Source organism: Paraburkholderia sp. FW306-02-B (genome assembly GCF_058782725.1).
This window is the reverse complement of the sequence record NZ_JBYSXZ010000001.1, coordinates 1582634-1604085: the sequence shown is the minus strand read 5'-3', so window position 1 is coordinate 1604085 and position 21452 is coordinate 1582634. Positions and strand designations below refer to the sequence as shown.

Below are 21452 nucleotides of genomic sequence, written 5' to 3'. Positions count from 1 at the left end.
CCGTGGCACGGCGCGCGATCACAGCCAACGTTCCCAGACGGGCTTGAGATCGGAGGGCAGCGGCGGCAGCGTGCCGAGTTCGATACGGCCCTCGCCGGGCGCGTGAAAATCGGAACCGCGCGACGCCTCGAAGCCGAAACGGCGTGCGACATCAGCGTATTCGCGATACTGATCCGGCGTGTGGCTACCCGTCACCACTTCGATCGCCTTGCCGCCCAGATCGATGAATTCGGCGAAAAACGCGTCGAATTCGACTGGCGTGTACGCATACCGGCCCGGGTGCGCGACGATCGCCTCGCCGCCGGCTGCCTTGATCCAGCCGACCGCGTCGGCCAGCCTGGCCCAGCGATGCGGCACGTAGCCGGCCTTGCCATCGCCGAGAAAGCGGGTGAAAACGTCTTGCGTCGAACTGGCGTAGCCGCTTTCGACCATGAAGCGTGCGAAGTGCGTGCGCGAAATCATGTCCGGGTTGGAAACGTACTTCAGCGCGCCTTGATAGGCATCCGGAATGCCGAGCGTGGCCAGTTGTTCGCCAATCGCTTCGGCCCGCGCGGCGCGGCCGTTGCGCGTGCGCGCGAGGCCGTCGATCAGGATCGCGCTGGTCGGATCGATGCCGAGTCCGACGATGTGCACCGTGCGCGAGGCCCACGTCACCGAAATCTCTACGCCGCTCAGATAATCCATGCCCAGCGCTTGCGCGGCGCTACGCGCCTCCTGCTGGCCGCCGATTTCATCGTGGTCGGTCAATGCCCACAGCGTCACGCCGCCCGCGTGCGCGCGGCGCGCGACATCGGCCGGCGCGAACTGGCCGTCGGAAACGGTGGAGTGGCAGTGGAGGTCGGCGTTCATCTGTGTCTTGAAAAGGTTCTGCGGCCATTTTACTGCAACGCAGTAAGTGGCCGCAGCGCTATCTCTCGGCGCCGACCTTATTCCTTAAACTTTTTGTAAAAATTCAGGCACAAAACCCTTCGATCAAGGCGGCGACCTGCTCCGGCTGGTCGTGGTGCACCATGTGCCCCGCTTCGTCGATGATTTTTTCGCGCCAGTTCGGAAACGCCTGAAAGCGTGCCTTGAATTCGTCGAGTGGGATTTCACCGGCAATCTGTGCGAGCGTCGGCGAATTGGCCGCCTCGACGTGCAGCACTTTCGCGCTCACTTTGCGCCATACGGCCATCACTTCGTCGATCCGGTATAGCGTCGGTCCGCGCAGCTTGTGCGCCGGATCGGCGAGCAACATGAAGCGCCCTTCTCCGTCCGGCTTCGACCAATGCTGGGCGAGGAACTGCGCGCGCTGCGGCGCAAGGCGCGGATTGGTCTTGATCAGACGGCCGGCGACCTCGTCGAGCGACGCATAGCGCTTCAGTTGCGGCGGGTCGCGCAATTCGTCGAGCCAGTTGCGCAGGCGCTTGGGCGCTTGCGCCGAGTGCGACGGCGCGAGACCGAAGCCTTCCAGGTCGACCACGCGCCGCACCCGCTCCGGCCGCACGCCCGCATACAGGCAGACGATGTTCGCGCCCATGCTGTGGCCCACCAGATTGACTTCGCCGGTCGGCGCGTAGTGGTCGAGCAGCGCGTCGAGATCGCCGAGATAGTCCGGAATCCAGTAGTTGCCTCCGCCACGCTCGGCCACCGGCCAGTCGGACAAACCGAAGCCGCGCATGTCAGGCGCGATCACCTGCCAATCGCCGCCCAACGCATCGACGACGAACTGAAACGACGCCGCCACATCCATCCAGCCGTGCAGCATGAACAGCTTCGGCGCGTCCGGATTGCCCCAGCGTCGCACGTGAAGATGGACGCCGCGCACGGCGATGAACTCAGACTGAGAGGTATTCATGAACGACGCGCCCGAAAAAGAATGGTCGTTCGATTATAACGAGATAGCCGGACGATGCGCTTGGATGATGCCTGGAAGAACGCCTCAGTCCACGGCGGACCGAGCTTGCTCCAACCCCGCCAGAGCGACCAGCGCGGCTAACTCGGCTTCGTCGAAACCGGCGTCGCGGCGCGCTTCGAAATTGAACGGACCGCGTAATTTCGGTGCGTGATACTGCTCGGCAAGACGCGTGTAGGTGACGTGCGGATCGAGACCGCCCTGCTCGCACAAATAGCGAAACCAGCGATTGCCGATCAGCACGTGGCCGATCTCGTCGCGCAGGATCACGTTGAGAATCGCCGCGGACGCATGGTCGCCGGCCTGTTGCAAGCGTGCGCGGATCGGCGGCGAGGCGTCGAGACCGCGCGCTTCGAGCGTGCGCGGCACCAGCGCCATGCGCGCGAGCACGTCGTCGCGAGTGCGCTCACACATGTCCCAAAGGCCGTCGTGTGCGGGGAAATCGCCGTAGGTATGGCCGAATTCCGCGAGCCGCGCGACCAGCAGCGAGAAATGATGCGCCTCTTCGGCCGCGACTTTGAGCCAGTCGACGTAGAACGCAGCGGGCATGCCGGCAAAGCGCCAGACAGCGTCGAGCGCAAGGTTGATCGCGTTGAATTCGATGTGCGCGAGCGCGTGCAGCAAGATGGCGCGCCCTTCTGGCGATTGCATGCTGCGCCGCCCCAGCTTGCGCGGCTCGACCAGTTCGGGCCGCTCGGGACGGCCGGGCAAACCGGAGGGCTCTTCGAGTTCGAGGTTTTCAGCGCATCCCTGGCTGCCGCCGAGCACTGCAACATATAGAGCGCGAGCCGCGGCAGCCTTGCTTGCCGGGTCGACTTCGCGCAACGCGGCAAGAGCGCCAGTACGCGCGCAGTTCGACAGGGACGGGACAAAGGGAACGGACGGAGCAGCGGAAATCATGGCAAACGGGTCGGCAATTGGAACGGCAAAGTGTGCGGCTAAGGACACGGCGAGGACACGGCGGGACACAGCGGGCACGGCAGCGCGTCGGACAGCCGGCGGCAACGCCGAGCGGCCCAACCACACAAACGTTTACAATACTCGATTCGACTTTCGCGTGCGCCTGCAGTGCCGGCTCGGCAGGCCAACCGGCCCCGATTGGACGTTTCCGGCGGGCTCCAGCCCCAGCCAGCGCTCGCGGCGACCGACCAACAGGAGACACTGTGACAATCTACAAGCTTGGCGAAGCCGCCCCGACCATCCATGAAAGCGTGTTCGTCGCGGATTCGGCGAACATCATCGGCAATGTGACGCTCGAGGAAAATTCGAGCGTCTGGTTCGGCGCGACCATTCGTGGCGACAACGAGCCGATTACTATCGGCGCCGGCAGCAACGTCCAGGAAAACTCGGTGCTCCACACCGACCCCGGCTTTCCGCTGACGGTCGAGCCGAACGTGACGATCGGCCACCAGGTCATGCTGCACGGCTGCACGATCAAGGAAGGCTCGCTGATCGGAATTCAGGCAGTGGTCTTGAATGGTGCGGTAATTGGCCGCAACTGTCTGGTCGGAGCGGGCGCCATCGTCACGGAAGGCAAAGTGTTTCCCGACAATTCGCTGATTCTCGGCGCGCCCGCCAAAGTGGTGCGCGAACTGACCGGGATGGACATCGCCAATATGCAGCGCGGCACGGCGAGCTACGCCGAGCGCCGCGAATATTTCAAGGCGCAGCTTGTGCGCATCGGCTAACCAGCCGTAGCGCACGGCGCGCAAGACGCAGCATCAGGCTGCGTCATTCGACCGAGGAAAAGTTGTGAGCGACCAGTTGCAAAAATTCATGTTCAGCGCGGCGCCGGTGCGCGGAGAAATCGTTTCACTGCGTAATACGTGGCAAGAAGTGCTGACGCGCCGCGATTACCCCGCGCCCGTGCGGACGATTCTCGGCGAGATGATGGCGGCGTGCGCGCTGCTGTCGGCGAATCTCAAGTTCAACGGCACGCTCATCATGCAGATCTTCGGCGACGGCCCGGCCAAGATGCTGGTGGTGCAATGTAGTTCCGACCTGTCGATGCGTGCGACCGCCAAATTTTCCGGCGAAGCGGACAACACGATCGGCGACGACGCCACCATGATCGAACTGGTCAACGCGGGCGGTCACGGTCGTTGCGTAATCACGCTCGATCCGCAGGACAAGCAGCCCGGTCAGCAGCCGTATCAAAGTATCGTGCCGCTGTCGGGCGTGGATGGCCCGCTCAAATCGATGGCGGAAGTGCTCGAGCACTATATGCATCACTCGGAGCAGCTCGACACGCGCTTGTGGCTTGCGGCGAATACCGAGCGCGCGGTCGGCATGCTGTTGCAAAAGCTGCCCGGCGACGGCGGCATCGTCCCGCATCCGGGCGACCTGGACGCGGATACGTGGGAGCGAGTCTGCACGCTCGGCGGCACGCTATCGCAAGACGAACTGCTGAAGGAAGAGCCCGAAACGGTGTTCCGGCGCCTCTTCTGGCAGGAAAACGTCCAGCACTTCGAACCGGCCACGGCGCGCTTCGAATGCACCTGTTCGCGTGAAAAAGTCGGCGCCATGCTGAAGATGCTGGGCCGCGACGAAGTGGCCGGCGTGATCGAAGAACGCGGTCACGTCGAGATCCATTGCGAATACTGTAACCAACGGTACGAATTCGATCCGGTCGACGTGGCGCAACTTTTTGTCGCCAGCGCGCTCTCACAAGGCGTGACGCCCGCTGCCGCCCAGCGGCACTGACCGGCTCAGCGACGCCGGTTCGCGAGGCCCGTGTTACGGCAGTAAAATACCGCGCCGCCTACTGCCTTTTCATCGGCCGGGCGGCGCGGTATCTTTGATCATTGCGTTGGATCATTGGCGGTGCGCGCCGCGCATGGTTTGCTTAGGCGTCCGACCGATGGAGATCGAAAATGAACATCCCTACTTCGTTGATGCATTACGCACGCGCGTTAGCCGTACTGTCCGCTATCGCAGGCAGCGCCGCGCTGACCGGTTGTGTAATGGACCCACCGGGCCCGTCGCCGATTTATAGCCGCCTGCCGGCTGACCAGTCGGGTATCGCCAGCACGGGCCGTCGGCTGACGCCTGAAGAGCGCCAGCGCTATGACGCAATCGATCAGCAAGTATTGTCCGAACAGAATCAGGCAATTGCCGCTGAGAGCGCCGCGCAAGCGTGGTCGCGTTATTACGCGCCGCCCGTCAGCGTGTACGGCAGTTATTACGGCGGCGGTTGGGGACACGGCTGGGGCACCGGGGTCGGCGTCGGTTACGGACCGTACTGGGGCTGGTAACTCGAAGCGGACATATGCTGAGAAGATATATGCCGATACGGCAAGGGGCTGACATACTGGCATGACGGCATGACGACCCAAACAAAAAGGCGCGGTTTTCACCGCGCTTTTTTTGCGTTCTGCGTCCTGAACCCGGCTTACGTAGCAAGGCTTAGTGTGTCGCCTTCCTGTCTTTCGCCACTTTACCGCCGTGCTTGCGATCCGCCTTCGCACGCGACTCCGGATTCGGCACCACGTGAAGCGGCGCGGCCGACATCTCACCGCGCGTCGAAGTGGTGACTGACGGCGTATTCGCAGTCGGCAACGGCGCGTTCGGCGACACGAACTGCACGAACACTTCGCTGTCCTTCACCATGCCCATTTCGTAGCGCGCCCGTTCTTCGACAGCGGCCGTACCGTTCTGCAAATCCTGCACTTCGCCTTGGATACGCTCGTTGCGCAGCTTCGCATCGACGTTCTTCTGTTGTTGCTGCGCCAGTTGCTGCTGCAACTCGTGCACGCGCAACCATCCGCCGTGCCCCCACCAGAGCGGGTACTGGATCAGCGCCAGCAGAACGATCAGGACAGCAGTGACAAGCCGCATGAAGTAAGCACAATAAATACACGCCGCCCTGCGCTATACGCAGGGCGGCGAGGTCAATCAGAAACGAAGGTGAACCGGGTCATCGGTCAGCGCTAGCAAACCGGCCATTTAGCGCAGATTGTAGAACGCCGACTTGCCCGGGTAGCTGGCGATATCGCCGAGGTCTTCTTCGATACGCAGCAACTGGTTGTACTTCGAGATGCGGTCCGAACGCGACAGCGAACCCGTCTTGATCTGACCGGCGTTCAGGCCGACTGCGATATCGGCAATCGTCGAATCTTCGGTTTCGCCCGAGCGGTGCGAGATCACGGCCGTGTAGCCGGCGCGCTTGGCCATTTCGATCGCGGCGAAGGTTTCCGTCAGCGTACCGATCTGGTTGATCTTGATCAGGATCGAGTTGGCGATGCCCTTCTCGATGCCTTCCTTCAGGATGCGCGTGTTGGTGACGAACAGGTCGTCGCCCACCAGCTGGACCTTCTTGCCGAGCTTGTCGGTCAGCGTCTTCCAGCCCGCCCAGTCGCTTTCGTGCATACCGTCTTCGATCGAGACGATCGGGAACTTGTCTGCCAGGTTCGCCAGGTAGTCTGCGAATTCCGTCGACGACAGTTGCAGGCCTTCGCCCGCCAACTGGTACTTGCCGTCGTGGTAGAACTCGCTCGCTGCGCAGTCGAGCGCGAGCAGCACGTCTTCACCGGCGCGGTAGCCGGCTTTTTCGATGGCTTGCAGGATGGTCGACAGGCATTCGTCGTTGCTGCCGAAGTTCGGTGCGAAGCCGCCTTCGTCGCCGACTGCCGTGCTCATGCCGCGGTCGGAGAGGATCTTCTTCAGCGCGTGGAACACTTCCGCGCCGCAGCGCAGTGCTTCGCGGAAGGTCGGCTGGCTGACCGGCACGATCATGAATTCCTGGATGTCCAGGCTGTTGTTCGCGTGCGCACCGCCATTGACGATGTTCATCATCGGCACCGGCAGTTGCATCGCGCCCGAGCCGCCGAAGTAGCGGTACAGCGGCAGGCCGGCTTCTTCAGCAGCAGCCTTCGCGACGGCCATCGAAACAGCCAGCATCGCGTTTGCGCCGAGGCGCGACTTGTTGTCCGTGCCGTCGAGTTCCAGCAGGGTCTTGTCGAGGAACGCCTGCTCGGAAGCGTCGAGGCCCATGATCGCTTCGGAGATTTCAGTGTTGATGTGCTCGACGGCCTTCAGCACGCCCTTGCCGCCGTAACGGCCGGTTTCGCCGTCGCGCAGTTCGATCGCTTCGCGCGAACCCGTCGATGCGCCCGACGGCACCGCAGCGCGGCCCATCGTGCCCGACTCGAGCAGCACGTCGCATTCGACGGTGGGGTTGCCTCGCGAATCGAGAATCTCTCGACCGATGATATCTACGATAGCACTCATGGTTTCCTCAAGAAATGACGTTGAATTCTTTACTGTGAAACGGCATCCGGCGCATGCTGGTCTCCCCAGCAGACTACTCGCGCCTTGATGCTTTCGACGACCATTGCGTGCATTCGCCGCGTGCCAATGATACCGATCGTGCCGATCATGCAAGCCAATCGTGGCCCGGCCAATCGTGACACGCCGCGAACGCCTGAATCAGTTGAAATCGCTTTCGAGGAACGGCGCGCGCTTGACGGCCCGATCGAGCGTGACAAGCGTTTCGAGCAGATCGGCCATACGATGCAGCGGCACCGCGTTCGGGCCGTCCGACCTGGCTTCCGCGGGCTTCGGATGGGTTTCCATGAAGAGACCCGCCACGCCCGTTGCCACGGCCGCGCGTGCCAGCACCGGCACGAATTCGCGCTGACCGCCCGAGCTCGTGCCCTGCCCGCCCGGCAACTGTACCGAGTGGGTGGCGTCGAACACGACCGGCGCGTTGGTTTCGCGCATGATCGCGAGCGAACGCATGTCCGACACGAGGTTGTTATAGCCGAACGACACACCGCGTTCGCACGCCATGAAGCGGTCTTCCGACAGACCGGCTTCACGCGCAGCGTCGCGCGCCTTGTCGATCACGTTCTTCATGTCGTGCGGCGCGAGAAACTGGCCTTTCTTGATGTTGACCGGTTTGCCCGAACGCGCACAAGCGTGGATGAAATCCGTTTGACGGCACAGGAAAGCAGGCGTTTGCAGGACGTCGACCACTGACGCAACCTGCTCGATTTCGTGCTCCGCGTGCACGTCGGTCAGCACCGGTAAGCCGAGCTGGCGCTTCACTTCCGACAGGATGCGCAAACCTTCGTCCATGCCCAGACCGCGAAACGACTTGCCGCTACTGCGATTGGCCTTGTCGTACGACGATTTGTAGATGAACGGAATGTTCAGCTTCGCGCAGATTTCCTTGAGCCGGCCGGCTGTGTCGATCGTCATCTGTTCGGATTCGACGACACAGGTGCCCGCGATCAGGAAAAACGGCTTGTCGAGCCCGATTTCGAAATCGCCCAGTTTCATGCTTTCTCCTCGACGCGCGACTGCTGATGCGCGAGCGCCGCTTCGACGAACGACTTGAACAGCGGATGGCCGTCACGCGGCGTGGACGTGAATTCCGGGTGGAACTGCACGCCGACGAACCACGGGTGCATGCTGCGCGGCAATTCCATCATTTCCGGCAGATCTTCACTCGGGGTACGGGCGCTGATGATAAGGCCGCCGGCTTCGAGCTGGGGCACGAAGCGGTTATTGACTTCATAACGGTGACGGTGGCGTTCGTTCACGTCCTTGCCATAGATCTCTTCGGCCATCGTGCCGGGCTTGATCGGGCAGCGTTGCGAACCGAGGCGCATCGTGCCGCCCAGATCCGATTCTTCAGTACGCTTCTCGACACGGCCTTCGCGGTCGTGCCATTCGGTGATCAGCGCGACCACGCGGTTTTCGGTTTCCTGATCGAACTCGGTGCTGTTCGCACCCTTCAGGCCGACCACGTCGCGCGCGAATTCGATCACGGCCAGTTGCATGCCGAGACAGATGCCGAGATACGGCACGTTCGCTTCGCGCGCATAGCGGATCGCGGCGATCTTGCCTTCGGTGCCGCGACGGCCAAAGCCACCCGGCACGAGTACCGCATCCAGATGCTTGAGGCTCTCGACGCCTTGCGTCTCGACCTCTTCCGAATCGATGTATTCGATGTTGACACGGGTCGCCGTGTGCATCGAGGCGTGGCGCAACGCTTCGATCAGCGACTTGTACGACTCGGTCAGATCGACATACTTGCCGACCATGCCGATCGTGACTTCGTGTTGCGGATGCTCGAGCTTTTCGACGAGGTTCGACCACATCGACAGATCGGCCGCCTTCGGCGTGAGCTTGAGTTCTTCGCAGATGATCGCGTCGAGCCCCTGGTCGTGCAGCATCTGCGGAATCTTGTAGATGCTGTCCGCGTCCCACACGGAAATCACCGCGTCTTCCGGGACGTTCGAGAACATCGAGATCTTCGCGCGTTCGTCGTCCGGAATGCGGCGGTCGGCACGGCACAGCAGCACGTGCGGCGAGATGCCGATTTCACGCAGCTTCTGCACGCTATGCTGGGTAGGCTTGGTTTTCAGTTCGCCGGCGGTGGCGACCCACGGCACCAGCGTGAGGTGCACGAAGCACGCGCTGTTACGGCCCATGCGCAGGCTCATCTGACGCGCGGCTTCGAGGAACGGCAGCGATTCGATGTCGCCCACCGTGCCGCCCACTTCGACGATCGCGACGTCCGGCTCGCCGCATGTCGCCGACGCAGCGCCGCGCTCGATGAATGCCTGGATTTCGTTCGTGATGTGCGGGATGACCTGCACCGTCTTGCCGAGATAGTCGCCGCGGCGTTCCTTGCGGATCACCGATTCGTAAATCTGGCCCGTGGTGAAGTTGTTGGCCTTGCGCATCTTCGTGCTGATGAAGCGCTCATAGTGGCCGAGGTCGAGGTCAGTCTCCGCCCCGTCTTCCGTCACGAACACTTCGCCGTGTTGAAACGGGCTCATCGTGCCGGGGTCGACGTTGATGTAGGGATCGAGCTTGAGGAGGGTGACTTTAAGACCGCGCGATTCGAGGATCGCGGCGAGGGAAGCGGCGGCAATACCCTTGCCGAGGGAAGATACTACGCCGCCGGTGACGAAAACATATTTGGTCATCGCTGGATGCTCGCGGGAAAAACGGATTATACCGTAAAGCAGGGCCTCAACCCAGCAAAATGCGAGCGACATGCGCACGAATGCACGCCGCGGCGGCAGCGCTCGCCGCGAGCGGATCATGCACCGTTTTTGCGGCGGGACCTGGCGGGTCGCGCCGCCAGCGCCATCGCAGCGGCGCCCCTTATGTGCCAGCGACCGCGCCGGCGAACTGACGCGTGGCGTTAGGCGCGGCGCTCCAACTCGCGCAACATCCGCTGCACAGCGCGCGCGGTTTCGAGCGGCTTTTCCATCGGATACAGATGGCTGCCCTCGATCCATTCCACATGACCGCTGGTCGCGCGGCGGGTTGCGTCGAGTCCGGCCTGGCGGATTTCCTTCGAATGCGTGCCGGCAATAAAACCGACCGGCACCGGCGCGCCACGCGCAAGGCGCGAGCCGAGCGTATGCGGCAAGGTCTTATAGATCTGGTATTCGGTGCGCCGGTCGAAGGCCAAAGAACGAGAGCCGTCGGGCGAAGTTTGCGGAATGCCGAAGTCGATGTAATCGGACAGCATCCGCTCATCCCAGCGAGCAAACGCCGGCTTCGAATGAAAATGCCGCCACGCCTCGTCGCGGCTTGCCCAGTGGGTACGGCGCGCACGCGTGGCCGCCGCTGGCGAGAGCCGCTCGTCGAGCCCGGTCCATTGCGACACGCGCAGCATGCTGCTGCGCCAGCCGGCGATCACCGGCGAATCCAGCATTACTACGCCCCTCACCCACTGCGGCTTTTTCAGCGCGGCCATCAACGACAGGTACCCACCGAGCGAATGGCCGACCAGCCACACTGGCTGCTCGTACGAACGGCCGACGTCGTCGAGCAGCTGCTCGACCAGATGCGGCCAATCCTGGGTGACCGGATACCGCGCATCGTGACCGATGCGCTCGATGGAACGCAATTCGTAGTCGTCCGCGAGTTCGGCGAAGATAGTCCGGTACGTCGACGCGGGAAAACCGTTCGCGTGCGAGAAGTGGATGATGTTTTTCAACTGCGGCTATCTCCGTTCTAATTTGCGTGCAGGCTGCCGGCCCGGCGGCGCGCTTCTTATCTGCTTCTTATTTGCCTTTTATCCATCCGCTCAACAATCCCGGACAACCCTCGGCAGTCCGTCAGCGATCCATCCAGTAGCGGCGCTGCGTGTCGCGATAGCGCTCGAGCGTGAGCGCAGCCCCATTCAGGTCCGAGGCGGCGTCCGGGTTGACGTCAACGCGCACCGCGCCGTCCGTATCGCTACGCGCGAGTTCGATATGCCGCGCCGTGTAACGCTCGAACACCCCCGCGTTCGGATGATGAAAACGGTTGCGATAGCCTACCTGAAATAGCGCGACCAGCGGGTCGATAGAGTCGAGGAACGGTTCGGTCGACGAGGTCTTGCTGCCGTGATGCGGCACCACGAGCACCTGCGCGCGCAACGCGCCGCGATCGCGCGCGAGCAGCGTGCGTTCGGCCGGCGCTTCGAGGTCCGCCGCCAGCAAGGCGCTCACGCGGGGTGCATCTGTTCGAACATCCGCGGCTGACGCAAGCGCGGCGGAAGACACGGTGCTCACCCGCAACACGCAGCAATGCGCGTTCGGTTTGCCTTGCAGCGGTCCGGCATCCGGCCAGAGCATCGCGAACTCGACACCGTCCCACTGCCAGCGCTGCCCCGCCGCGCAGGGCAGCGTGTGGGCACCGCGTTGCCTTGCGCTACGCCATAACGCGTTCGCCGGCGCCAATGCCGCCACCATTTGACGTACCTCGATAGCGTCAAGCACCGCGGGCGCGCCGCCCGAATGGTCCGAATCGGCGTGGCTAATAATGAGCGTATCGAGCACCGTGACGCCGTGCGCCTGTAAAAACGGCACGACGACGCGCTCGCCCGCATGCGTCGATTCCGGGCCCGGTCCTGCATCGAACAGCAGCGCGTGATGCGCCGTCTCAACCAGCACCGAAGTGCCCTGACCGACATCCAGCGCGGTCAGCCGGAAACTGCCGTGCGGCGGCCCGGGCGGCGCCGGGATCAGCAACGGCAGCCACGTCAGCGGCGCGGCCCAGCGCAGCGGCCCGCCGCGCGGCGCGAGACACCAGAGCACACCGACGGCCGCCGCGGCGAGCGCCCACCCTTGCGGCTGCGGCAAACGCCAGAGCGTCCATGCGGGACCCGACAGCATCCGCAAGCCCGCGGCCAGCAGTTCGAGCAACGCATGCGCCGTCTGGAACGCGTAGGCATCGAACGGCGCGGGCAGCGCGACGCCGGCCAACACGGCCGGCGTGACCAGCAGGCTCACCCATGGAATCGCGAAGGCGTTGGCGAGCGGACCGATCAGCGGAATCTGCGCGAACCAGTAGACGGTGAGCGGCGCGAGCGCGATCGTCACCGCGAACTGCACGTACGCGGCACTGCGCAAGCGTTCGACAAAGGCGCGCACACGACGGCGCAAGGCCGACTGCAGGCGCATGAAGTGGGACGACTCGCCGTCCTCGCCACCTTCCTCGCGATGCTGTGCATGGTCCTGCACGCGGGGCCGCCCCGACATCGCGAACAGAATCGCCGCTACCGCGCTGAACGACAGCCAGAATCCCGCCGACACGACCGCCCAGGGATCGATCAACAACACGAGCCCCAACGCCCACGCAAGCACGGCGGATCGCGCGATATTGCGCCCGCTGATAAACGCAAGCGCGACCACGCCCGCCATCCACAGCGCCCTCTGCGCCGGCACGTTGAAACCGGCCAGCGCAGCGTGCACGCCGGCAAACAACGCGCCGCCCATCACCGCAACGACCTGCGCGGGCAACCGCAACGGCCAATTGCGGCCGAAGAACCCGGAGCGCCGCCACACTGCCCCGGCGAGCCAACCCGCAAGTCCCGCGACAAAGCCGATATGCAGCCCCGAAATTGCCACCAGATGACTCGTACCCGTGCCGCGCATCAGCAGCCAGTCCGCTGCGCTGACTTCATTCTGCGCGCCGATCGCCAGCGCCACCACGATCCCGCGATGCGGCGCGTCGGCGAGCACCGTATCGATGCGCGTGCGCAGCGCGGCGCGCCAGCGATCGAAGCTGACGCCCACGCCGCGCGCGTTGCCCGGCAAGCGCACTGCCGTAGCGGGCGCGCTGACATAACCGGTGGCGCGCACATTGCGCGCGAGCAGGCTTGCTTCGGCATCGCGGACGCCGAAGTTCGCATTGCCGTGCGGCCGCTTGAGCCGCACCGTCAATTGCCAGCGCGCGCCAGGCTCCAACAACGGCGCCGGTGCATCCCGGGCAATCCACGACAGTTGAATCACACGCGGAAAGGCGGCTATCGGCGCGTCGGCCGACTCGACCTCGAACAGAAAACGCGCGCCCTTATCGTCGCGCGCCGGCAGGCCCTTGATGCTGCCGACGACGTCGATATCGCGCCCCTCCCACGCGCTCGGCAAGCTCACGGCGAGCCGCGCTTCCGCGCGCCAGGCCGCGTAGCCGAAGCCCACGCAAATAGCCGCAATCCACACCGCGCTCCAACCGATCCGTGAGCGCGCATGCGCGCTGAAAGTTGTGCTGAACCAGACGCAACGATCGAGCGAAGCCGGAATCGAGCCGCCGCCCGCCGTCACGGAACGAGCACCGCGCAACGCCCACACCGCTACACCGCTCGCCATGCATGCGACCAGAACCAACGCGCTCCAGCCGCCCCAACCCGGCAATGCCGCCTGCCGCTGCAAACCGACCACACCCAACGCAAACCCGCACCACCATGCCCGCATTCGCCCTCCGCCCGACCGGCGCCGGACGACGCAACGCTCACCGCGCAGGCAGCCGCAGGCCCACCGGGCGCGTGTTCCGCCCGACGCGAACCACTTGAACCATCAAGCCTGATTATGCAGAGGAAAGAGCGAGCCGCGGCAGCGCGGCGAGCGCGTTAGCCGTTGTGCCTAGGGCGGCTTCGTCCGTGGCGATGCCGCGCAGTTGTGCGAGGCCCGCGCCGATGGCCGGAATCTGATCCGGCGTGTTGCGCTGCTTGTACATCCAGGAAGGCGCGATATCCGGAGCGTCGGTTTCGACGACTAGCGCATCGAACGGCAACTGCTCTGCCAGACGCCGGATTTGCCGCGCCCGTTCGAAGGTCAGATTGCCGCCGAAGCCCAGATGCATGCCCTGATCGATATACGCCTGAGCTTGCTGAAAGCTGCCGTTGAACGCGTGCGCGATGCCACGATGAATCTGGTGCCGGCGCAGCCCCTTGATCACCTGATCCTGCGATTTGCGCACGTGGCAAATCACCGGCAGATCGAATTCGCGAGCGAGTTGCAGCTGACCGTTATAGAAGAACTGCTGACGCGCATCGTCGAGACCTTGCACGAAGTAATCCAGCCCGATCTCGCCGATGCCGACGAACAGCGGATCATCGAGGCTCGCCTCGATTTCCATGCGCAGCAGTTCAAGATCGCTCTCCTGCGCGCCCGGCGTGTAGAGCGGATGGATGCCGAGCGCATACGCGCCGCCGTCGGTCCGGTGCGCCAGTTCGCGCACCGTCGTAAAGTTCTCACGACCGATCGCGGGAATCACCATGCGCCCCACTCCCGCACGACGCGCCGCCGCCGCGACCGCGTCGCGGTCGGCGTCGAATTCCGCAGCGTCGAGATGGCAGTGCGTGTCGATCCACATGGCGCGCCTCGTTTGCGGCAGGGTTTCGCGTGGGGTGTCGTTTGAGTTTCGCGCGGCGATTACACCGGCACCGTCGGCTCTTCGTGAAGCACGCCTTCGCGCAACCGCATGATGCGGTCGCAGCGGCCAGCCAGTTCCGGATCGTGCGTGACGATCACGAAGCTGGTTTCAAGCGTCTGCGACAGTTCGAGCATCAGGTTGAACACGGTGTCGGCGGTGCCGCCGTCGAGGTTGCCGGTCGGTTCGTCGGCCAGCACGCAAGCCGGCTTGGTGACGAGTGCCCGGGCGATCGCCACACGCTGACGTTCGCCGCCCGACAACTCACCGGGACGGTGCTTCGCCCGATGCCCCATACCGACGCGCTCCAGCACCTCGAGCGCCTGGCGCCGCGCGGCTTCGGTCGTCATGCGGCGAATCCGCAACGGCATCGCGACGTTGTCGAGCGCGGAAAACTCCGGCAGCAGATGGTGGAACTGATAGACGAAACCGAGCGCGCGATTGCGCAAATCGTTGCGCTCGCGCTCGGAGAGCTTCGTAAAGGGCTTGCCCATCACGGATACCTGGCCCGCGCTCGGATCGTCGAGGCCGCCGAGCACGTGCAGCAGCGTGCTCTTGCCGGAACCCGACGCGCCGACGATCGCCAGCTTTTCGCCGCGCCGCACGCTCAGTTGCGTGTTGTTGAGCACCTGCACATTGAGGCCGCCCTGCACGAACGACTTCGAAATGCCGGTCGCTTCCAGCACGTAGGGATGCAGCGTCGTCTCGTTGGACATATTCAAGGTGGCGGAACGGTCATTCATAGCGCAGCGCCTCCGCAGGACGGACCTTCGCACCGCGCCAGCTCGGATACAGCGTCGCGAGAGCCGACAGCGCGAACGCGATGACGCCGATTCGCACGACGTCCGAGGGGACCAGTTCGGACGGCAGTTCGCTGATGAAATACACCGACGGCGGCAGGAACTGCACACCGAGCAGATGCTCGATCATCGGCACGAGCCACGGAATGCTCCACGCGATCAGGCAGCCGAGCGCAACGCCGGTCGCCGTACCGATAAAGCCGATCGTCACGCCCTGCACGACGAAAATCTTCATGATCGAGCCAGGCTGCGCGCCGAGCGTGCGCAGAATCGCGATATCGGCCTGCTTGTTGGTCACCGTCATCACCAGCGACGACACCAGATTGAACGCCGCCACCGCAATGATCAGCGTCAGGATGATGAACATCATGCGTTTTTCGATCTGCACCGCCGAGAACCAGGTCTTGTTCTGCTGGGTCCAGTCGCGGATGTACAAATCGCCGGACAAGCTACGCGCCAGTTGATGCGCGACATCCGGCGCCCGCTGCATGTCCGTCAGACGCAAGCGCACGCCGGTCGGCGCGGGCAGCCGGAACAGCGCCTGCGCGTCCTTGATGTTGATCAGCGCGAGCGTGCTGTCGTACTCGTAATGTCCCGACTCGAAGATGCCCACCACGGTGAACTGCTTTAGCCGCGGCAGCATGCCGGCCGGCGTGATGGTGCCTTCGGGCGCGACCAGCGTGATCTTGTCGCTGACCGTCACGCCGAGGTTGGTGGCGAGGTCCGCGCCGAGCACGATGCCGAACTCGCCCGGCACGAGGTCGGTCAGCTTGCCGCCCTTCATTTCGCGACCGATGTCGGACACCTGCGGCTCGAGCGTCGGCTCGACGCCGCGCAGCGCCACGCCGCTCACGGCGTCCTGGCGCGTGAGCAACGCCTGCGCTTCGACATACGGCGCCGCGCCGATCACTTCCTTGTTCTGGCGAGCTTCCTGGGCCGTCAACTGCCAGTTGGGCATCGAACCGGTCGGCGAAAACACTTCGACGTGCGCCAGCACCGACAGCATCCGGTCACGCACCTCTTTCTGGAAGCCGTTCATCACCGACAACACGACGATCAGCGCCGCGACGCCGAGCGCGATGCCCGACATCGACACCAGCGCGATGAACGAAATGAAGCCGTTGCCGGTCGTGCGTTTGCCGGCGCGGGTGTAGCGCCAGCCTATCTGCCATTCGTAGGGAAATTTCAAGCGAATCCTTTTCTGCGTTCTTCGGCTTCGTGCGGCACATGGAGACGGCTGGCCACATAGGCGGCACCGGTCATGCGGCCCGAGCGTCGTGATCGTTGGTGTCGCGACAGCGCCGATGGTTCCGGCACGACGTTCCGGCGCCCTCAGCAAAACCCGCGCCACCGATGCAGCCGCTTCACTGGCGCTGCCGCCGTCAATCAAGCGCGAAGTTTGCCATACAATGCCGCGGACTCGCGCAAAGGCCTTCCGTGCGGGGCCCGCAGCGGAACCGGAGACGCCCGGCGGACGGACCGGCGGACGATCCCGTTTAACCCAGGTTATAGCGGCTGCGCAGATCGTTGATGATGCGCGCCGCCGCGCTGGTGGCGACTTCGCGCACGTCCGCGTCTTTGCGGTCGCGATGCAGGTGGGTGATATCCCAATTGCAGCCTTCCTCGTCTTCGACGGTCTCGTGGAACCCGGTCGGAATCCAGCCGGCCGTCTCCGGGTTGGCGTCGAGCGCTTTCACGACAAGCGCAAGCAGTTCCTGCTCGGTTTTCAGTTCACGCGGCATGTCGGACGTCTCCTTCGTCATGGGCGCGGTGCCGCCGCGCGCGGCTCTTGCTGCCACCGGCGGGGCTGGGTGCGGTGCCCGGAATCCGTCGATATGGTCGGAATACTCGCACTCTTTGCCCTACAATGCGCAGCATCATGCACGCCAACCGTCTTCATCTTCTTCTACCCTTCGCGCTGCCCGCCGCAGCCGACGCCTCCACCGCACTGCACGACATCCAGAGTCCGGCCCTCGACCGGCTGATCGCCCGCGCGACGCTGGTCGAACGGGTGGTCGGCGAGGATTTTCAGCGCACGCTGCCGCACGAACGCTGGGTGGCGCGCCAGTTCGGCACGCTGCCCAACGGCGCCGCGGCCGCCGACGAAGCCCCGCTCGCTCCGTACATGCTGCGCGCGGACGGAGGAGAACCCGGCAACGCGACGTGGGCCTGCGTGCAGCCGGTGCATGTGCGCATCGCGCATGACCATCTGGTGCTGATCGATCCGGCCTCGCTCGAATTATCGGACGACGAGGCCACCGCGCTGCTGGCGGTCGCCCGGCCGTTGATCGAGGAACTCGGCGTGCGCATCGAAGCGCCCAAGCCCGCGCGCTGGTACTTGTCGGGCGAAGGCTTCGGCACACTGGCGGGCGCCTCGCCGCTGCGCGCGAGTGGTCGCAACATCGAAATCTGGCTGCCGCACGAGGCGCATTCCGGCGAGCGTTCGCGCGCATGGATGAAGCTGCAAAACGAAGTGCAAATGGCGTGGTTCGAGCATCCGGTCAACGAAGCGCGCGAGGCGCGCGGCTTGCCGGCCGTCAACTCGATCTGGTTTCACGCCCAGGGCGCGGCGCAACCGGTGACGAGCCCGTTCGCCCGGGTGTTCTCCGACGCGGCGGCCACGCGCGGCCTCGCGCTGACCGCCGGCGTCGAGACCGGCGCGCCGCCGGCGTCGTTCGGGGCACTGCCTGCCGCTTCTGCCGGCGCAAACGCACACGCAAATGGAAGCGCCAGCGGCGCCACGCTGGTCGAACTCGATCCGTTCTCCGCGCCCTACATCGAGCAGGACTGGGCGCGCTGGAACGACGCCTTCGCCGCGTTGCAAACGGACTGGTTCGAACCGGCACTGGAAGCGTTGCAAGCGGGCCGGCTCGGCGAACTCGGCCTGACGCTGTGCGGCGACACCGGCTCGGTAACGCTGTCGGTCACGCGCGGCGACCTGCGTAAATTCTGGCGGCGGCGCGTGCTCGCCTCGCTTTTCATCGAATGATTTACCGCCTGTTCAACGGCCTTTCCGAATGACTCGAATCGTTACGCGCGCCTGTTCTCCGGTCGACGCCGAAGTCCTCACCCGCCACGGCCTGCATCCGGTACTCGCGCGTCTGTACGCATCACGCGGCGTGTGTATGCCCGATGAAATCGAAACCGGCCTCGCCCGGCTCGTGCCGCCCGCCGGGCTCAAAGGCTGCGAAGACGCCGCCGCGCTGCTCGCCGACGCGATTCAGGGCAAGCGCCGCATGCTGGTCGTGGCCGACTACGACTGCGACGGCGCCACCGCCTGCGCGGTCGCGGTGCGCGGCCTGCGGATGTTCGGCGCACAGATCGAGTACCTCGTGCCGAACCGCTTCGAGTACGGCTATGGTTTGACGCCCGAGATCGTCGCGCTGGCCGCGCGCGGTGCGTCCGGCAAGCCGGAACTGCTGATCACGGTGGACAACGGCATCGCCAGCGTCGACGGTGTGGAAGCGGCCAACGCGCTCGGCATCGACGTGCTGGTGACCGATCACCACTTGCCCGGCGACGAGCTTCCCGCCGCCCGCGCGATCGTCAACCCGAATCAGCCGGGCTGCACGTTTCCGAGCAAATGCATCGCGGGCGTCGGCGTGATGTTTTATGTGCTGCTGGCGTTGCGCGCGGAATTGCGCCGCCGTGGCGCCTTCAACGACGCATTTCCCGAACCGCGCCTCGACGGCCTGCTCGATCTGGTCGCGCTCGGCACGGTCGCCGACGTGGTCAAGCTCGACGGCAACAATCGCGTGCTGGTTGCGCAAGGCTTGCAGCGGATTCGCAAAGGCAAGATGCAGCCGGGCATCGCCGCCCTCTTTCGCGCCGCTGCGCGCGACGCACGCAGCGCGTCGGGTTTCGACCTCGGCTTTGCGCTCGGCCCGCGGCTGAACGCGGCTGGGCGCCTGTCGGACATGTCGCTCGGCATCGAATGTCTGACCACCGACGACATCGGCCGCGCGTGGGAACTCGCGCAACAACTCGACACGATGAACCGTGAGCGCCGCGAGATCGAAGCCGGCATGCAGCAGCAGGCGCTCGAGGGCCTCTCGGCGATCAATCCCGAGGGCGCGACCACCATCACGCTGTTCAATCCGGGCTGGCACCAGGGCGTGATCGGCATCGTCGCCGGACGGTTGAAGGAAAAATTCCACCGGCCGTCGTTCACCTTCGCGCTCGCCGACGACAGTGGCCAGTTGGCCAAAGGCTCGGGCCGCTCGATCGCGGGCTTCCATCTGCGCGACGCGCTCGACCTGATTTCCAAACGTGAGCCGGGGCTGATCGTCAAATTCGGCGGCCACGCGATGGCGGCGGGCCTCACCATCGCCGCCGCCGACGTGCCGCGCTTTACCGCCGCGTTCGAAGCGGTCGGCAGCGAATGGCTCTCCGACGACGCGCTCGCGCGCACGGTCGAAACCGACGGCGAACTCGAAGACGCCTACTTCACGCCGCAATTCGTCGAAATGCTCGACGCCGCCGTGTGGGGCCAAGGCTTTCCGGCGCCGGTATTTTCCGGCGAATTCGATATCGCCTCGCAGGCGCTGGTCAAGGACAAGCATCTGAAGCTGCAACTGGTGCGCGGCCGACAGCGCTTCAACGCGATCTGGTTCAACCATACCGACACGCTGCCCGCACGCACCACTGTCGCTTACCGGCTTGCGAGCGACACGTGGAACGGCGTGTCGCGGGTGCAATTGATCGTCGAACACGCGGTCAGTTAAACGCTGGTCAGGACGTCGAAAAACGTCGAAAATCCCAGCAAAATCGCTCCAAACCACGCGCCGGATCGCTCACAAGACTCCGGCGCGGCACGCCGATCGGCTATAATTTCCCCTTTTTACGAAGCTATAAAAGATCGACATGGAAGCGGAACGTCTCAACGCGATCGAAGCCTCTCTGGCGGACCTGCGCACGCGCGCGGCCGACCTACGGGGGTATCTTTGACTACGACGACAAAGCACTGCGTCTAATCGAAGTCAACCGGGAACTCGAAGACCCGGACGTCTGGAACGACTCGAAGCACGCCCAGGCCCTCGGCCGGGAAAAAAAGCTGCTCGACGACGTCGTCGGCAAACTCACGGCGCTCGACAACGACCTGCGTGACGCGCAGGATCTGTTCGAAATGGCCCGCGAAGAAGACGACGAGGAAACGCTCCTCGCCTGCGAAGCGGACGCACAAGGCCTCGAACAGCGCGTCGCCGACATGGAATTCCGCCGGATGTTCGCGAACCCGGCCGACCCGAACAACGCCTTCCTCGACATTCAAGCCGGCGCCGGCGGCACCGAAGCGTGCGACTGGGCCTCGATGCTGCTGCGCCAGTACCTGCGCTACTGCGAGCGCAAAGGCTTCAAGACCGAAGTGCTGGAACAGACCGAAGGCGACGTCGCCGGCATCAAGAACGCGACGATCAAGATCGAGGGCGAGTACGCCTACGGATTCCTGCGCACCGAAACCGGCGTGCACCGCCTCGTGCGCAAGTCGCCGTTCGATTCGTCGGGCGGCCGTCATACGTCGTTCTCGTCGGTGTTCGTGTACCCGGAAATCGACGATTCGATCGAAGTCGACATCAACCCGGCCGATCTGCGCATCGACACGTATCGCGCGTCCGGCGCGGGCGGTCAGCACATCAACAAGACCGACTCCGCGGTGCGGATCACGCACATGCCGTCGGGCATCGTCGTGCAGTGCCAGAACGACCGTTCGCAGCACCGTAACCGTGCCGAAGCCATGGCCATGCTGAAGTCGCGCCTGTACGAAGCGGAAATCCGCAAACGTCAGGCCGAGCAGGACAAGCTCGAAGCCGGCAAGACCGATGTGGGCTGGGGTCATCAGATCCGCTCGTACGTGCTGGACAACAGCCGTATCAAGGATCTGCGCACTAACGTCGAAATCAGCAATACCAAGAGCGTGCTCGACGGCGACCTCGATCCGTTCATCAGCGCCAGCCTGAAACAGGGCGTCTAGGCGCGACCGGCGCGGCATGCAGTGCATCGCCGCGCCGCATCTTTGCATCTTTGTTATAGCGCCTGTGGTTGACCTACTCGCAGGCCACCCGAATGCAAGCCACCGCATGCGGACCACCGAATACCAA

Annotated in this window: 19 protein-coding genes; 6 read left to right on the top strand and 13 right to left on the bottom strand. The window is 64.3% G+C overall.

The genetic code is table 11. The annotated features are described in order from the left end of the window. Positions 1 to 18 precede the first annotated feature (18 nt). The 3 genes from AC3WOG_RS07100 to AC3WOG_RS07090 form a co-directional block, all read right to left on the bottom strand. Entirely contained in the window at positions 19 to 849 is an 831-nt protein-coding gene (locus AC3WOG_RS07100; RefSeq protein WP_492577324.1) for a 3',5'-nucleoside bisphosphate phosphatase, read from the bottom strand. 103 nt (positions 850 to 952) lie between these two features. Continuing rightward, positions 953 to 1837 (bottom strand): alpha/beta fold hydrolase, encoded by an 885-nt coding sequence (locus AC3WOG_RS07095; RefSeq protein WP_492577323.1) that lies wholly within the window; start codon positions 1835 to 1837, stop codon positions 953 to 955. An 84-nt stretch (positions 1838 to 1921) separates the two neighbouring features. Continuing rightward, entirely contained in the window at positions 1922 to 2794 is an 873-nt protein-coding gene (locus AC3WOG_RS07090) for a ferritin-like domain-containing protein (RefSeq protein ID WP_492577322.1), read from the bottom strand. 263 nt (positions 2795 to 3057) lie between these two features. Here AC3WOG_RS07090 and AC3WOG_RS07085 point away from each other — a divergent pair, with 263 nt between their 5' ends. From AC3WOG_RS07085 to AC3WOG_RS07075, 3 genes are all read left to right on the top strand, one after another. Further along, a complete protein-coding gene (locus tag AC3WOG_RS07085) occupies positions 3058 to 3582 on the top strand; it encodes a gamma carbonic anhydrase family protein (protein ID WP_492577321.1) in 525 nt (174 codons plus the stop codon). Between the two features lie 64 nt (positions 3583 to 3646). Further along, complete coding sequence (gene hslO / locus AC3WOG_RS07080) at positions 3647 to 4597, top strand: Hsp33 family molecular chaperone HslO (protein WP_492577320.1); 951 nt, start codon at positions 3647 to 3649, stop codon at positions 4595 to 4597. 170 nt (positions 4598 to 4767) lie between these two features. Beyond that, entirely contained in the window at positions 4768 to 5148 is a 381-nt protein-coding gene (locus tag AC3WOG_RS07075) for a hypothetical protein (protein WP_492577319.1), read from the top strand. Between the two features lie 151 nt (positions 5149 to 5299). On the opposite strand, the gene ftsB is transcribed toward AC3WOG_RS07075, so the two are convergent. The 10 genes from ftsB to AC3WOG_RS07025 all read right to left on the bottom strand — a co-directional run bounded on the left by ftsB (position 5300) and on the right by AC3WOG_RS07025 (position 17120). Then, entirely contained in the window at positions 5300 to 5731 is a 432-nt protein-coding gene (gene ftsB / locus AC3WOG_RS07070) for a cell division protein FtsB (RefSeq protein WP_492577318.1), read from the bottom strand. Between the two features lie 108 nt (positions 5732 to 5839). Next, a complete protein-coding gene (eno, locus tag AC3WOG_RS07065) occupies positions 5840 to 7123 on the bottom strand; it encodes a phosphopyruvate hydratase (protein ID WP_012433549.1) in 1284 nt (427 codons plus the stop codon). Positions 7124 to 7321: 198 nt separating this feature from the next. Beyond that, entirely contained in the window at positions 7322 to 8176 is an 855-nt protein-coding gene (gene kdsA, locus AC3WOG_RS07060) for a 3-deoxy-8-phosphooctulonate synthase (protein WP_492577317.1), read from the bottom strand. Next, positions 8173 to 9834: a CTP synthase gene (gene pyrG, locus AC3WOG_RS07055; RefSeq protein ID WP_492577316.1), complete on the bottom strand. Its 1662-nt coding sequence runs from the start codon at positions 9832 to 9834 to the stop codon at positions 8173 to 8175. Before pyrG ends, kdsA begins: the two co-directional genes overlap by 4 nt. A 221-nt stretch (positions 9835 to 10055) precedes the next feature. Next, positions 10056 to 10859 (bottom strand): alpha/beta fold hydrolase, encoded by an 804-nt coding sequence (locus AC3WOG_RS07050; RefSeq protein ID WP_492577315.1) that lies wholly within the window; start codon positions 10857 to 10859, stop codon positions 10056 to 10058. A gap of 121 nt (positions 10860 to 10980) precedes the next feature. Then, the gene (locus tag AC3WOG_RS07045; RefSeq protein WP_492577314.1) at positions 10981 to 13599 is read right to left on the bottom strand and encodes a DNA internalization-related competence protein ComEC/Rec2; all 2619 of its coding nucleotides are present in this window, start codon (positions 13597 to 13599) and stop codon (positions 10981 to 10983) included. Between the two features lie 112 nt (positions 13600 to 13711). After that, positions 13712 to 14500 (bottom strand): TatD family hydrolase, encoded by a 789-nt coding sequence (locus AC3WOG_RS07040; RefSeq protein WP_492577313.1) that lies wholly within the window; start codon positions 14498 to 14500, stop codon positions 13712 to 13714. Positions 14501 to 14559: 59 nt separating this feature from the next. Beyond that, positions 14560 to 15300: a lipoprotein-releasing ABC transporter ATP-binding protein LolD gene (gene lolD, locus AC3WOG_RS07035; protein ID WP_492577312.1), complete on the bottom strand. Its 741-nt coding sequence runs from the start codon at positions 15298 to 15300 to the stop codon at positions 14560 to 14562. Continuing rightward, positions 15293 to 16546, bottom strand: a complete 1254-nt coding sequence (locus AC3WOG_RS07030; protein ID WP_492577311.1) for a lipoprotein-releasing ABC transporter permease subunit — start codon at positions 16544 to 16546, stop codon at positions 15293 to 15295. Before AC3WOG_RS07030 ends, lolD begins: the two co-directional genes overlap by 8 nt. Positions 16547 to 16853: 307 nt before the next feature. Beyond that, entirely contained in the window at positions 16854 to 17120 is a 267-nt protein-coding gene (locus tag AC3WOG_RS07025) for a hypothetical protein (protein ID WP_492577310.1), read from the bottom strand. A 104-nt stretch (positions 17121 to 17224) separates the two neighbouring features. On the opposite strand from AC3WOG_RS07025, the gene AC3WOG_RS07020 reads away from it, so the two are divergent. The 3 genes from AC3WOG_RS07020 to prfB all read left to right on the top strand — a co-directional run bounded on the left by AC3WOG_RS07020 (position 17225) and on the right by prfB (position 21325). Continuing rightward, positions 17225 to 18346: a regulator gene (locus tag AC3WOG_RS07020; RefSeq protein WP_492577309.1), complete on the top strand. Its 1122-nt coding sequence runs from the start codon at positions 17225 to 17227 to the stop codon at positions 18344 to 18346. Positions 18347 to 18374: 28 nt separating this feature from the next. After that, entirely contained in the window at positions 18375 to 20081 is a 1707-nt protein-coding gene (gene recJ / locus AC3WOG_RS07015; protein ID WP_492577308.1) for a single-stranded-DNA-specific exonuclease RecJ, read from the top strand. Positions 20082 to 20220: 139 nt separating this feature from the next. Continuing rightward, positions 20221 to 21325 (top strand): peptide chain release factor 2 gene (prfB, locus tag AC3WOG_RS07010; RefSeq protein WP_492577307.1). Its coding sequence is split into 2 segments (ribosomal slippage): positions 20221 to 20301 and positions 20303 to 21325, totalling 1104 coding nucleotides; the frame shifts between segments, so codons are not numbered across the junction. Positions 21326 to 21452 lie beyond the last annotated feature (127 nt).